This window comes from Bacillus cereus group sp. BfR-BA-01382 (genome assembly GCF_022663475.1).
GTDB classification, from domain to species: Bacteria; Bacillota; Bacilli; order Bacillales; family Bacillaceae_G; genus Bacillus_A; species Bacillus_A thuringiensis_S.
The window spans coordinates 1-276 of sequence record NZ_JAKUFQ010000357.1; the positions used below are offsets into that span (position 1 = coordinate 1).

A 276-nucleotide genomic window follows, 5' to 3' on the forward strand; every position below is an offset into this window, starting at 1 on the left:
GTGCATCGTTATTAATTTGTATGATGGCGAAACAATATAAAGAGCTAAGAGATGAATATCTAAATAAAGATGATTCTGCTTTGTATCAAGCCATTGAAAAAGAAAAGCTTGCGAATGAAAAAGTAATCGAATTAACAAAAAAAGAAAAAGAATTTGAATCAAGAGAAAAAGAACTGAATGACAAAATCTCTGAACAAGAGGCGTATATTAAAGAATTAGAACGTAAATTAAAAGAAAAAGAAGAAACAGTAAAAGAAGATGAAATGCTTCGTAAAG

General features: G+C 28.3%; 1 pseudogene. It reads left to right on the forward strand.

The features are described from left to right. Positions 1-276, forward strand: a pseudogene (locus tag MR160_RS34320) (hypothetical protein); the annotation flags it as partial.